The following is a 13,471-nucleotide window of genomic DNA, read 5'->3' as shown; positions in this document are numbered from 1 at the left end:
TCCGGGGGAAGGCCGGGATGGGGGCAGGCCTTTGAAAAGGCTCCGCGCTTCCTTGAGCGCCGTCGTGCCCCCACCCCGACCCTCCCCCAGCGGGGGAGGGAGAAGAGATAACCGGCCGAGTAGTGCAAGGGCGACGCCCCCCACTGAGAGGTTTTTCTCCTTCCCCCTCTGGGGGAAGGCCGGGATGGGGGCAGGCCCTTGAACAGGCGCCGCGTTCCATGAGCGCCGTCGTGCCCCCACCCCGACCCTCCCCCAGCGGGGGAGGGAGGAAGCCCAGGAACACCGCGGAACCGGCTCGGCCGGGCCGCAGGTGTTGCCCCCGGAAGGGGGTTGGCGGAGCGACACGAAGTGCGCGCAGCCTGGGGGAGAGCCATTTTTTTGGGGAGGGCCATTTCTTTCAGAACTGTCAGTTAGTCGACAGCGAGGGGTTTGACGGGGGTACCTAGAGTGCCCTCATCATGGTTTTCTCCGACGTACCTCCCCTCCCGCGCGCAGCCCTCGCGCTGGCCGCCTTGCTCCTCGCGGGCTGCGCCGTCGGCCCCGACTACGTCCGCCCGCAGCTGGACGTACCCGCCGCCTTCAAGGAAACCGGCGGCCCCTGGAAGACCGCCGCCCCGCAGACCATCGACGCCGACCATCCCTGGTGGGACGCCTTCGGCGACAGCACGCTCAGCGCGCTGATCGTGCAGGCCAACGCGGCCAACCAGAACATCCGCGTGGCCGAGGCGCAGTACCGCCAGGCGCAGGCGCTGGCCGCCGCGGCGCGGGCGGGCTTCTTCCCCACGGTGGGCCTCAACGCCGGCGCCACGCGCTCGCAGACCAACAACACCGGCACCGTCAAGCTCGGCACCACCGACACCCTGGGCCTCGCCGCGAGCTGGGAGCCCGACATCTGGGGCGCGGTGCGCCGCTCGGTGGAGGCCGGCAATGCCGGCGTGCAGGCCAGCGCCGACGATCTGGCCGGCGCGCGGCTCAGCATCCAGACCACGCTGGCGCAGGACTACCTGCAGATCCGCGTGATCGACCTGCAGCGCAACCTCTACGCCAGCACCACCGCCGCCTACGCCAAGGCGCTCGAGCTCACGCAGCACCAGTACGCCGCAGGCACCGTGCTGCGCTCAGACGTTGCGCTGGCCGAGAGCCAGCTCAAGACCGCGCAGGCGCAGGCCGTCGACCTCGAAGCCCAGCGCAGCCAGCTCGAACACGCCATCGCCGTGCTGACCGGGCAGGCGCCTGCGTCGTTCTCGCTGGCGCCGCTCGAAAGCTCGTCGAACCCGCCGACCGCCGAATCGCTTTCGTCGGCCGCCGCGCTGCACCTGCAACTGCCGGTGACGCCCGCTGGCCTGCCCTCGGAGCTGCTGGAGCGCCGCCCCGACATCGCCGGCGCAGAGCGCCGCGTGCAGGCCGCCAACGCCAACATCGGCGTGGCCAAGGCCGCTTACTACCCGCAGATCGTGCTCAGTGCCAGCGGCGGCTTCAGCGCGGCCACGCTGGGCACGCTGTTCAACACGCCCAGCCGCGTGTGGTCGCTGGGCGCGGCACTGGCGCAGACGGTGTTCGACGGCGGCCTGCGCAAGGCCCACACCGACCAGGCCGTGGCCGCCTACGACGCCTCTGTCGCGCAATACAAGCAGACCGTGCTTGCGGGCTTCCAGCAGGTGGAAGACAACCTCGCCACCCTGCGCGTGCTCGACAACGAATCCGCGCTGCAGGCCGACGCCGTGCGCGCCGCCCAGCTCGCCGAGCGCATGGCACTGAGCCAGTACCGCGCGGGCACCGCCACCTACCTCAGCGTGGTCACTGCGCAGACGCTCTCGCTCACCAACCAGCGCACGGCCGCGCAGGTGCTCGGCCGCCAGCTGGCCGCCAGCGTCTCGCTGATCGCGGCCACGGGCGGCGGCTGGAATGCCGCCGCCGCTGCCGTCACCGCAGCAGACGCCGCACCGAAGACTTCCGGGAATTGATGCCATGACGACGAACGCAGAAACCACCACGCCTTCCTTGTTCCAGAGACGCTACACCTGGCTCGCGAGCGCCACCCTGGTGCTCGTGCTCGGCGGCGGCGCATGGGCGCTGACGCACCACGCCGCCAACGCAGCCAAGCCCGATGCGCCGAAGAGCCCGCCCGTGCAGGTGACCACCGCGCGCGTCACGCCGCAGACCGTGCAGGTCTATCGCTCGGGCATCGGCACCGTCGCCTCGATGGCCACCGTGACCGTCAAGGCGCGCATCGACGGCCAGCTCGACAAGGTCGGCTTCGTCGAAGGGCAGGACGTGAAGGCCGGCCAGCTGCTCGCCCAGCTCGACCCGCGCACGCTCCAGGCCCAGCTCGCGCAGGCGCAGGCGACGCGGGCGAAGGACCAGGCCACGCTGACCAACGCCCGCGCCGACCTCAAGCGCTACACCACGCTGCTCTCGGAGGACGCCGCCACGCAGCAGCAGGTCGATACGCAGAAAGCCCTGGTCAACCAGCTCGAAGCCGCCGTGCAGAACGACGCGGCCCAGGTGCAGTACGCCGAGGTGCAGCTGAGCTTCACGCGCATCACCTCGCCCATGAACGGCCGGGTGGGGGCGCGGCTGGTGGACCCGGGCAACATCGTGCACGCCACCGATGCCAACGGCCTGGTCGTCATCAACCAGATCGACCCGATCGCCGTGCAGTTCACCCTGCCCGAAGAGGCCGTGCAGGACATCAACCGCGTGCAGCAGCAGAGCAGCCAGCCGCTCTCGGTGGTGGCCTACGACCGCAGCGGCACGCAGATGCTGGGCACCGGCAAGCTGATATTGCTGAACAACCAGATCGACACCACCAGCGGCACCGTGCAGCTCAAGGGCAGCTTCGCCAACCCGCAGCACACGCTGTGGCCGGGCCAGTTCGTCAACGTGCGGCTGCAGCTCGACCGCCGGGCCGACTCGCTCACGCTGCCCGCTGCAGCGGTGCAGCGCGGCCAGGACAGCACCTACGTCTGGGCCGTCGATGCAGAGAACAAGGTCGCCAACGTGCCGGTCCACGTGGTGCAGATCGCCGACGGCACCGCAGTGATCGACAAGGGCCTGGAGGCCGGCCAGCGCGTGGTGATCGACGGCCAGTACAAGCTCAAGCCCGGCGCCACCATCGTCGAGCCGCCGCCCGCCGCCAAGAGCGCGGTGAAGGATGCGGTGAAGGACGCAGCCAAGGTCGCCAGCAGCAGCGGGAGCAGCAATTGAGCATCTCCGCCGCATTCATCAAGCGCCCCATCGGCACCACGCTGCTGGCGCTGGCCATCCTCCTGGTCGGCGCGGCGGTGTTTCCGCTGCTGCCGGTGGCGCCGCTGCCGCAGGTCGACTTCCCGACCATCCAGGTCTCGGCCAACCTGCCGGGAGCCAGTCCGGAGACCATGGCGTCCAACGTGGCGCAGCCGCTGGAGCGGCAGTTCTCGCTGATCGCGGGGCTATCGCAGATGACCTCGACCAGCGGCCTGGGCTCCACGCAGATCACGCTGCAGTTCGACCTCGACCGCAACATCGACGCCGCCGCGCTCGACGTGCAGGCCGCCATCAACGCATCGACCGGCCAGCTGCCGGCCAACCTGCCGAGCCCGCCGACCTTCCGCAAGGTGAACCCGGCCGACTCGCCCATCCTCATCCTGTCGGTGCAGTCGAAGACGCTGCCGCTGACCGAGGTGAACGACTACGCCGACAACATCCTCGCGCAGCAGATCTCGCAGATATCGGGCGTGGGCCTGGTCAACATCGGCGGCGTGCAGAAGCCGGCGGTGCGGGTGCAGGTCGATCCGGCCAAGCTCGCGGCGCTGGGCCTGAGCCTGGAAGACGTGCGCACCGTGCTCGCATCGGCCACCGTCAACGCGCCCAAGGGCACCATCGACGGGCCCAGCCAGAGCTTCACCGTCTACACGAACGACCAGCTGCTGAAGGCCAAGCCGTGGAACGACGTGGTGCTGGCCTACCGCAACGGCGCGCCCATCCGCGTGAGCGACCTGGGCGTGGCGGTGGACGGCCCCGAGAACGCCAAGATCGCCGGCTGGGCCTATGCCGGCGCCGCCGCGCCCGAGGGCAGCAGCGTGCAGAACGGCCGCTCCATCGTGCTGGCCATTACCAAGCAGCCGGGCGCCAACGTCATCGAGACGGTGGACCGCATCAACGCCGCGCTGCCCAGGCTGAAGGCCTCGATCCCGCCGACGGTGGAGGTCAACGCCATCATCGACCGCACCCAGACCATCCGCGCCTCGGTGAAGGACGTGGAGTTCACGCTGCTGCTGACCATCGCGCTGGTGGTGGCCGTGATCTTCGTGTTCCTGCGCAACGTGCCGGCCACGCTCATCCCCAGCGTGACGGTGCCGCTCGCGCTGCTGGGCACGGTGGCCGTGATGTACCTGCTGGGCTACAGCCTCGACAACCTCTCGCTCATGGCGCTGACCATCGCGGTCGGCTTCGTGGTGGACGACGCCATCGTGATGCTGGAGAACATCTACCGCTACGTGGAAGAGGGCATGTCGGCGGTCGAGGCCGCGTACAAGGGCGCGGGCGAGATCGGCTTCACCATCATCTCCATCTCGGTGTCGCTGGTGGCGGTGTTCATTCCGCTGCTGCTCATGGGCGGCATCGTGGGGCGCCTGTTCCGCGAATTCGCGGTGACGGTCACGCTCACCATCGTGGTCAGCGTGGTGATCTCGCTCACGCTCACGCCCATGCTGTGCTCGCGCTTCCTCAAGAACGAGCACGGCAGCAAGCACGGGCGGCTCTACCAGCTCTTCGAGCGCGGCTTCGACGCGATGCTCGGCGCCTACAAGCGCGGGCTGCACGTGGTGCTCGACCACCAGTTCATCACGCTCATGACCTTCATCGCCACGGTGGCGGCCACCGGCGTGCTGTTCGTGTTCATTCCCAAGGGCTTCTTCCCGCAGCAGGACACGGGCTTCATCTCGGGCTTCGCCGAATCGGCGCAGGACGCCTCCTTCGCGTCGATGAACGCCCGCATGGTCGAGCTGGCCGACGTGGTGCGCAAGGACCCGGACGTGACCGGCTTCGGCATGAACGGAAGCTCCTCCACCTACAACACCGGCAACTTCTACATCAGCCTGAAGCCCAAGGACGAGGGCCGCACCGCCACCGCCGACGAGATCATCGCGCGGCTGCGCCCGCAGCTGGCCAAGGTGCAGGGCGTGAACCTGTTCCTGCAGGCCGGGCAGGACATCCGCGTGGGCGGCCGCGCATCGCGCACGCAGTACCAGTACACGGTGACCGACGCCAACCTCGACGAGCTCAACACCTGGGCGCCGAAGCTGCTGGAGCGCTTCAGGCAGCTGTCCGAGATCACCGACCTGGCCACCGACCAGCAGAACGCCGCCGCCTCGGCCGTGCTCACCATCGACCGCGACCGCGCATCGAGCTTCGGCATTTCGCCGGCCACCATCGACGCCACGCTGTACGACGCCATCGGCCAGCGCCAGGTGGCGCAGTACTTCACCCAGCTCAACAGCTACCACGTGGTGCTGGAGGTCACGCCCGCGCTGCAGCAGGACCCGGCGCTCTTCAGCAAGCTGTACCTGAACTCGCCCATCACCGGTCAGCAGGTGCCGCTGTCGACCTTCGTGAAGGTGGACACCAGCAAGACCGCCTACCTCTCGATCAGCCACCAGGGCCAGTTCCCGGCCGTGACCATCTCGTTCAACCTCGCGCCGGGCCATGCGCTGGGCGACGCGGTGAACGCCATCAACAAGGCGCAGGCCGACATGGGGCTGCCGCAGTCGCTCACCGGCTCGTTCCAGGGCACGGCGCAGGCCTTCCAGGATTCGCTGGCCACCCAGCCCTACCTGATCGCGGCGGCGCTGGTGGCGGTGTACATCGTGCTGGGCCTGCTGTATGAGAGCTACATCCACCCGCTGACGATTCTCTCGACGCTGCCCTCGGCCGGCGTGGGCGCGCTGCTCATCCTGATGGCGGGCGGCTACGACCTGAGCGTGATCGCGCTGATCGGCATCATCCTGCTCATCGGCATCGTGAAGAAGAACGGCATCATGATGATCGACTTCGCGCTCAAGGCCGAGCGCGAGCAGGGCATGACGCCGCACGACGCCATCTACCAGGCCTGCCTGCTGCGCTTCCGCCCGATCATGATGACCACCATGTGCGCGCTGCTCTCGGGCCTGCCGCTGATGCTGGGCCACGGCTCCGGCTCCGAGCTGCGCCGGCCGCTGGGCTACGCGATGGTCGGCGGGCTGATACTCTCGCAGGCGCTCACCCTCTTCACGACCCCGGTGGTCTACCTGTACCTCGACCGCGCCCACTACTGGTACCTGCGCCGCAAGGAAGCGCGCAAGGCCCGCAAGGCAGCGAAGCAAGGCAAGGCCCCCGTGCCCGCCGAGGTGCACGGATGAACACCGGCTGAGATCGCGGGGGTGGAGACAAAGACAAGAGGGCAGAAAGCGCCATGAAGATCCTGATAGTCGAAGACGAACTGAGAACCGCGGACTACCTCTCCAAGGGGCTGACCGAGCAGGGCTGCACCGTCGACATGGCACACAACGGCATCGACGGCCAGCATCTCGCGCTCACGCACGAGTACGACGTGATCGTGCTCGACGTGATGCTGCCGGGGCAGGACGGCTTCTCGGTGCTGCGCGCGCTGCGCGCCGTGAAGCAGACGCCGGTCATCATGCTCACCGCGCGCGACCGCGTCGAAGACCGCATCAAGGGCCTGCACGAAGGGGCCGACGACTACCTCGTCAAGCCCTTCTCCTTTCTCGAGCTGCTGGCGCGGCTGCAGGCGCTCAACCGCCGCGGCCGCAAGCAGGAGCCGATGCAGCTGCGCATCGCCGACCTGCAGATCGACCTGCTGGCGCGAAAAGCCGTCAGGGGCAGCACCCGCATCGACCTCACCGCCAAGGAGTTCGCACTGCTGGCCGTGCTGGCGCGCCGCCAGGGCGAGATCCTCTCGAAGACCGCCATCGCCGAACTGGTGTGGGACATGAACTTCGACAGCAACACCAACGTGGTCGAGGTGGCCATCAAGCGGCTGCGCGACAAGATCGACGCGCCCTTCAGTCCGAAGCTGCTGCACACCATCCGGGGCATGGGCTACGTGATGGAGCTGCGCGAGGGAGCAGGGGAAGGCGCGGCCCCGTGAAGCGCTCCATCACCGCGCGGCTGGTGCTGATGTTCGCGGCGGTGGCGCTCGCGACCTTCGCGCTGGCCGGCTTCGCGCTGCACAGCGTGCTGGCGCGCGAGCTGGAGCGGCATCAGTACGAGGAGCTCGACACCACCCTCAAGAGCCTGCAGTTCTGGATCAAGGCCATCGGCAGCCCCGAGCGCTGGCCGCGCGTGCAGGCGCGCATGGACGCGCTCACGCCAGAGGACGGCAGCGTGCGCTTCTGGGTGCTCAGCGACGACCCGCGCTTCCAGTACGGCAAGGGCCTGGCCGAGATCGACGGCCTCACGCGCCAGGCCAACGGCCACACAAGCGTGATCGAGCTGCCGGGGCAGGAGCGGCCCTTCCGTACCCTGTCGGTGCACATCGACCCCTTCGAGCAGCGTCCGGCCGTGCGTCTCATCGTCGGGCGCAACACCGAGCCCTATGCGCGCACGCGCCAGAACTTTTTGACCGCGCTGGTCGGGCTCGGGTTGTGCGCGGTGCTGGTGGTGGCCGCGGCGGGCTACTGGATCGCGCAGCTGGGGCTGCGGCCGCTGGAACGGCTGTCGAGGGAGGCGCAGGCGCTGCGGCCCAAGACGCTTTCGCAGCGGCTGCAGGTGGAGCGCCTGCCGGTCGAACTCTCGGCGCTGGCCGAAGCGTTCAACGGCGCGCTGAGCCGGCTGGAGGAGGCTTACGGCCAGCTCGAAGCCTTCAACGCCGACGTGGCGCACGAACTTCGCACGCCGCTGGCCAACCTCATCGGCAGCACGCAGGTGGCGCTGTCGCGCCAGCGCAGCGCGGTCGAGTTCCAGGAGGTGCTGCAGGCCAACCTCGAAGACCTGGAGCGGGTGCGCTCCATCGTCAACGACATGCTCTTCCTCGCGCGCGCCGACCGCGGCGAGGTGGCGACCGGGCTGGTGCTCACGCCCGTGGCGCTGGAGGTGCGCAAGACCATCGAGTTCTTCGAGTTCGTGCTCGACGAGACGCGCGCCCAGGTCGTCATCGAGGGCGACGTGCAGGCCGAGGCCCGGCTGGAGAGCGCGCTCTTCCGTCGCGCGATGTCGAACCTGCTGCAGAACGCCATCGAGCATTCGCAGCCCGGCGCGCAGATCGCCGTGAGGCTGCGCGAGGAGGCCGCTGCCACCTGGATCACCGTGTCGAACCCCGGCGAGCCCATCGACGCGCAGCACCTGCAGCACCTGTTCGACCGGTTCTATCGCGTCGACGAGGCCCGCAACGACGGCGGCGAGCACCACGGCCATGGGCTGGGGCTTGCCATCGTGAAGGCGGTGGCGAGCATGCATGGAGGGCAGGTCTCCGCGTCGAGCGAAGAAGGTTGGAATACCTTCGGCTTCAGCGTATCGCGCTCCCCCGAGAAAACGGCCGGCTGACGATGGCTGAAGGCGCCAGGCAATGGCCTGTGCCCGGTACGTTCTTGGGCCATGCCGGAGAATCGCTGCCGGCATGAACAGCACGCAACCACCGCAATTTCCGCCCGCATCCGGGCCAAGGCAGGGGCAGCCATGGCACAGCTGATGTCCCTGCTCGTGCAGAACGCGATCCTGGTGGTTTTTGCCGCCAGCTTCGCCGCGCGGCTGGGCCTGCCGGTGCCGGCCGCGGCGGTGCTGGTGCTCACTGGCGCGCTGCTCGCGGCGGGCGATGTGTCCGTGGCCGGCGTGGTGGTGGCGGCCGTCATCGCCAACCTGCTGGGCGACGGGGCGTGGTTCTATGCCGGGCGGCGCTTCGGCTACCGCTTCATGCGCCTGCTGTGCCGCATCTCCCTTTCGCCCGACTCCTGCGTGCGGCGCGGTGAATCGCTCATTTCCGACTGGGGCGGCCTCTCGCTGGTGGCCGCCAAGTTCGTGCCGGGCGTGTCGGTGGTGGCGCCGCCGATGGCCGGGGCGCTGGGCATGTCGGTGCGGCGCTTCATCGGCTTCGACGTGGGCGCGGCGCTGGTGTGGACCGGGCTCTTCCTCGGGCTGGGCTGGGTGTTCCGCAACCAGATCCAGGAGGTGCTGGCCATCATGGCGCAGGCCGGCGGCGTGGCCACCGCCGCGCTGGGCGTGGTGCTGCTGGTGATTCTGGCGGTGCGCTACTGGCGCCGCCGCGCCTTCATGCGGCTCACGGGCATGCCCCGCATCTCGGTGGAAGAGCTGCACGAGCTGCTCAGCGGCGAAGAGCCCCCGCTGGTGATCGACGTGCGCGGCAAGGCCGGCGTGCAGGTCGATCCGCGCCGCATTCCGGGCGCGCAGTCGTACACGCTCAAGGCGCTGCAGCAGCGCAGCCTCGACCTGTCGCACGCGGCGGGGCGCGACGTGGTGCTGTACTGCAACTGCCCCAACGAGGTGTCGGCCGCGCAGGCTGCGCGCGTGCTGCTGGCGCGCGGTGCGCGGCGGGCCCTGCCGCTGACCGGTGGGCTCGACGCCTGGGTGGCCTCGGGCCGGCCGACCACGCTCGACTGAAGGCGACGACATTGTTCCGAGGGCCTGCACAAGGCCCACGCCTGCAGAAACCTGCCCCGCGTGCTATGGTGCCCGGCCCTCGGGTTAACCCGAGGGCAGACCTCTCGCAACCGGGATCCCTCCGTGTCCTCTCCTTCCTCCGCGCCACGCGCCGCCCACCCCGGCCATTCCGCCCAATCCGCGGCCTCGGGCCTCAGCCCGGCCCTCACGCTGGTCTTCGCCGTCGCCTGCGGCCTGTGCGTAGCCAACATCTACTACGCCCAGCCGCTCATCGGCCCCATCTCCGACACGCTGCAGCTGCACGCCGGACTGGCCGGGCTCATCATGACGCTCACCCAGCTCGGCTACGGCGCGGGCCTGCTGCTGCTGGTGCCGCTGGCCGACGTGGTCGAGAACCGCAGGCTCATCGTCGGTGCGCTCTTCGGCGCGGTGATCGGGCTGGTGGGCATCGCGCTGTCGAACTCGGCCGTCACCTTCCTGGCCGCTTCCTTCGTGGTCGGCACCTGCGCGGTCGCGGCCCAGGTGCTGCTGCCCTTCGCCTCGCACCTCGCGCCCGAGGCCACGCGCGGCAAGGTGGTCGGCAACATCATGGCCGGCCTGCTGGGCGGCATCATGCTGGCGCGGCCCTTTGCCAGCATGGTGGCTTCGGCGCTGGGCTGGCGCGCGGTGTTCTGGGTGTCGGCCGTGCTCATGGCCACGCTCATCGCCGTGCTGTGGCGTGCGCTGCCGCAGCGCCACCCGCATGCATCGATGGGCTACGCGCGCACCATGGCCTCGCTGCCGGGCATCGTGTGGACCACGCCCGTGCTGCGCCGGCGCGGGCTGTACCAGGGAATGATGTTCTCGGGCTTCCAGGCCTTCTGGACGGCCGTGCCGCTGGCACTGGCGCATGAATTCGGCATGGGCCAGGGCGGCATCGCGGCCTTTGCGCTGGCCGGTGCCGCCGGTGCGCTGATGGCGCCCATCGCCGGCCGGCTGGCCGACCGCGGGCTGACCCGGCCGGCCACCGGCGTCGCCATCGCGGTGGCGCTGTTCTCCTTCGTGCTGGGCGCGGTCGCCATGCACTACCACTCGCTGGCCGGCCTGGTCGCGGCTGGCATCCTGCTCGACGGCGCGGTGCAGCTGTGCCAGGTGCTCAACTTCCGCAGCCTCTTCATGCTCGCCCCCGAGCTGCGCGGCCGGCTCAACGGCCTGTTCATGACCTTCATCTTCATCTGCGCGGCCGTGGCCTCGGGCATCGCGGCCGCGGTGTATGCCTTCCACGGGTGGAGCGGGCTGTGCCTGCTGGGTGGCGGTTATGTGCTGGTGGCGCTGCTGTACTACGCGACGGAATTCAGGCGCAGCGCGGCCCCCGCAGCGGTCGGCGGCTAGCCGGGGCCCGCGGCCAGGGTGGTAGCCTTGCCACCCGATGAACCTCCGCACCAAGATCGTTGCGCTTGCCGTCGCACCGCTGCTCGTGGCGCTGGTGCTGGTGGCCCTTGCGGTGCGCCACCAGGAGAACGACCTCGCCCAGCGCGAGCGAGCCCTCATCGAGAACAGCTACATGGCCCAGCGCCGCAGCGAGCTGCGCAGCTACGTGGACCTGGCCGTGAGCAACCTGCTGCCGCTGTACGAATCGGGCCAGGACGACGAGGCCACCCGCGCCGAGGCCCTGCGCCGGCTGGCCGCGCTCAACTACGGCGACGACGGCTACTTCTTCGTGTACGACCTGGAGGGCAAGTCCCTCATGCACTCGCGCCAGCCGGAGCTGGTCGGCCAGAACCTCTGGGAGCTGCGCGACTCGCACGGCCGCTACACCATCCAGGAACTCATCAAGGGCGCGAAGGAGAACGGCGGCGGCTACGTCGAGTACGAATGGCGCAAGCCCTCGAGCGCCCAACTGGCGCCCAAGCTCGGCTACGTGACCGCGCTGCCGCGATGGAACTGGATGGTCGGCACCGGCCTGTACCTCGACGACATCCAGTCGACCATGGACACCCTCGACCGGCAGGTGAACGCCAACGTCACCGCCACGCTGCTGTGGATAGCGGGCATTGCCGCGCTGTGCCTCGGCGTGGTCAGCGCCGCGGGCCTGCTGCTCAACCTCAGCGAACACCGCACGGCCGAAGCCAAGCTGCGGCTGCTCGCGCGCCGCGTGGTGCAGTCGCAGGAAGAGGAGCGCGGCCACCTCGCGCGCGAGCTGCACGACGGCACCAGTCAGACGCTGGTGTCGGCCAAGCTGCTGATCGAATCGGCCGTCGAATCGCTCGACCGCCAGCAGCAGCCCACGCCGCCCGCGCTGGTGAAGGCGCTGCAGCGGCTCAACGATTCGCTGATAGAAGTGCGCCGCATCTCGCACCGGCTGCGCCCCGCCTTGCTCGACACCCTGGGCCTGCCCGCCGCGCTGGAGCGGCTGGTCGACGAGTTCAGGGAAGAGGGCGGCGGCGTCGATGCCTCGATGATGATCGGCGGCGAATCCTTCGAGCTTCAGCCCGAGGTGAAGACTGCGCTCTTCCGCCTCACGCAGGAGGCACTGACCAACGTGCGCAAGCACGCCAACGCGCAGCACGTGCACATTGCGCTGAACTTCGACGAAGAAGATGGCGTGCGCCTCGAAGTGAGCGACGACGGCACCGGCTTCGACATCCAGGCCGTGCAGCTCGACCCCCGGCGCGGCATTGGCCTGCGCAACATGCGCGAGCGCATGGAAGCCATCGGCGGGCGCCTCACCATGTGCAGCAACGCCGGGCGCACCTCCATCGAAGCCGAAGTGCCCGCCCGCAGCGCGAGGGCCGCAGCGGCGGAACACGAACAGCAGGCCCACGCACCCACGGCAGGCGCCAAAGCATGACCACCGCCAAGACCATCCGGCTCTTTCTTGTCGACGACCACCCGCTGGTGCGCGACGGCCTGCGCGCGCGGCTCGGCTCCATGCCCAACCTGGAGATCGTCGGCGAGGCGGGCAGCGCGGCCGAAGCGCTGGAACTGGTCGACAGCGTGCGGCCCGACCTCATGCTGATGGACGTCGGCATGAAGGACATGAACGGCATCGAGCTTGCGCAAGTGCTGCTGCAACGCCAGAGCGCGACGCACATCGTCATGCTCAGCATGTACGACAACCCCGAGTACGTGCAGAAGGCCCTGCAGGTGGGCGCGCGCGGCTACGTGCTGAAAGACGCGCCTGCGGCGGAGATCGTCGCGGCCATCGAGGCCGTGTCGGCCGGCGGCACATTCCTGAGCCCCGCCGTGTCGAAAAAACTCTTCCGCACGCAGGAGCCCAGGCCCTTGCTCACCCCGCGCGAGAGCGAGATTCTTTCGGCGCTGGGCCGAGGCGAATCGAGCAAGCAGATCGCGCGCGACCTGGGCCTGAGCGTGCGCACGGTGGAGGCGCACCGGCAGAGCATCAAGCGCCGCCTGGGCATCGAGGGGCAGGCCGAGCTCATCAAGTACGCGGTGGAACATGCGCGCGAATTCGGGCGCGATTCCTGAGTTGACGCAGCCGCTTCTGCAGCCTCTTTTTCGCTGATCGACCCCGCGACTGTCAGCGCTTTGTGGACTGGCGCCGCCGCTTCGCGATCAAGCGAAGGAATCAGCAGGTTCTGGGCAGAAAGTCACTTCTGCGCAGCCTGGTCTTCTATACAGTGAATGCCCCTGTGGTTGAACGACCCACCAAGTGGGCATGGAGGGCAGAGCACACAAAGACTTCTCTTGAGTGAAACCGCATTGCCTTGCGGCGGGCTGTTGGTGCGACGTGCATCGACGCGAACGTGAGGCGCAAAAGGCGACGGCCAAGGTGCGCGAACACCTCAGCCGTCTAACCAAGTGACGTGCAACTCCTTAGAAAGGGCACACCAAATGGCTCATATGGTCGCTGCCGTCAACGAAGAGGATTTAAGTTTTT

9 protein-coding genes are annotated in these 13,471 nt (G+C 69.0%); all 9 read left to right on the top strand.

The genetic code is table 11. The features are described from left to right. Positions 1 to 458: 458 nt before the first annotated feature. A complete protein-coding gene (locus ACTJLF_RS33460) occupies positions 459 to 1,964 on the top strand; it encodes an efflux transporter outer membrane subunit (protein WP_440884790.1) in 1,506 nt (501 codons plus the stop codon). 4 nt (positions 1,965 to 1,968) lie between these two features. Next, a complete protein-coding gene (locus ACTJLF_RS33455; protein WP_440884789.1) occupies positions 1,969 to 3,207 on the top strand; it encodes an efflux RND transporter periplasmic adaptor subunit in 1,239 nt (412 codons plus the stop codon). Next, positions 3,204 to 6,377 (top strand): efflux RND transporter permease subunit, encoded by a 3,174-nt coding sequence (locus ACTJLF_RS33450; RefSeq protein WP_440884788.1) that lies wholly within the window; start codon positions 3,204 to 3,206, stop codon positions 6,375 to 6,377. Before ACTJLF_RS33455 ends, ACTJLF_RS33450 begins: the two co-directional genes overlap by 4 nt. A gap of 53 nt (positions 6,378 to 6,430) precedes the next feature. Beyond that, positions 6,431 to 7,126: a heavy metal response regulator transcription factor gene (locus tag ACTJLF_RS33445; RefSeq protein WP_440884787.1), complete on the top strand. Its 696-nt coding sequence runs from the start codon at positions 6,431 to 6,433 to the stop codon at positions 7,124 to 7,126. Next, positions 7,123 to 8,520: a heavy metal sensor histidine kinase gene (locus ACTJLF_RS33440; protein ID WP_019657823.1), complete on the top strand. Its 1,398-nt coding sequence runs from the start codon at positions 7,123 to 7,125 to the stop codon at positions 8,518 to 8,520. Before ACTJLF_RS33445 ends, ACTJLF_RS33440 begins: the two co-directional genes overlap by 4 nt. Before the next feature lie 132 nt (positions 8,521 to 8,652). Then, positions 8,653 to 9,591, top strand: coding sequence for a DedA family protein/thiosulfate sulfurtransferase GlpE (locus tag ACTJLF_RS33435; protein WP_126183231.1), 939 nt, complete (start codon positions 8,653 to 8,655; stop codon positions 9,589 to 9,591). Positions 9,592 to 9,714: 123 nt separating this feature from the next. After that, a complete protein-coding gene (locus tag ACTJLF_RS33430; protein ID WP_019657820.1) occupies positions 9,715 to 10,962 on the top strand; it encodes an MFS transporter in 1,248 nt (415 codons plus the stop codon). 37 nt (positions 10,963 to 10,999) lie between these two features. Then, positions 11,000 to 12,421, top strand: a complete 1,422-nt coding sequence (locus ACTJLF_RS33425) for a cache domain-containing protein (protein WP_440884786.1) — start codon at positions 11,000 to 11,002, stop codon at positions 12,419 to 12,421. Beyond that, positions 12,418 to 13,059 (top strand): response regulator, encoded by a 642-nt coding sequence (locus ACTJLF_RS33420; protein WP_126183233.1) that lies wholly within the window; start codon positions 12,418 to 12,420, stop codon positions 13,057 to 13,059. The genes ACTJLF_RS33425 and ACTJLF_RS33420 overlap by 4 nt, the downstream gene beginning before the upstream one ends. The last annotated feature ends 412 nt before the right edge of the window (positions 13,060 to 13,471 follow it).

Source organism: Variovorax sp. 22077, from assembly GCF_052044195.1.
Taxonomy (GTDB): Bacteria; Pseudomonadota; Gammaproteobacteria; order Burkholderiales; family Burkholderiaceae_C; genus Variovorax; species Variovorax atrisoli.
The sequence above is the reverse complement of the archived record's forward strand: the minus strand, read 5'-3'. Positions and strand labels throughout refer to the sequence as shown.